The sequence below is a fragment of the Brenneria tiliae genome, assembly GCF_023347575.1.
In the GTDB taxonomy this organism is placed as follows: domain Bacteria; phylum Pseudomonadota; class Gammaproteobacteria; order Enterobacterales; family Enterobacteriaceae; genus Brenneria; species Brenneria corticis.
The window spans coordinates 1-215 of the sequence record NZ_JAKPCB010000005.1 but is presented as its reverse complement, the minus strand read 5'-3'; the positions used below and the strand labels follow the sequence as shown (position 1 = coordinate 215).

Sequence of the window (215 nt, the reverse complement as noted above, 5' to 3'; positions counted from 1 at the left end):
TTCACCAAATCCAGCGTGCCTTCTCCCGAAGTTACGGCACCATTTTGCCTAGTTCCTTCACCCGAGTTCTCTCAAGCGCCTGAGTATTCTCTACCTGACCACCTGTGTCGGTTTGGGGTACGATTGATTGTTACCTGGTGCTTAGAGGCTTTTCCTGGAAGCGTAGCATCGGTTACTTCATCACCGTAGTGACTCGTCATCACGCCTCAGTGTTA

General features: G+C 50.7%; 1 rRNA gene. It reads right to left on the bottom strand.

Going from position 1 to position 215, the window contains the following annotated elements:
• Positions 1 to 215, bottom strand: a 23S ribosomal RNA gene (locus MFP24_RS00020); the annotation flags it as partial.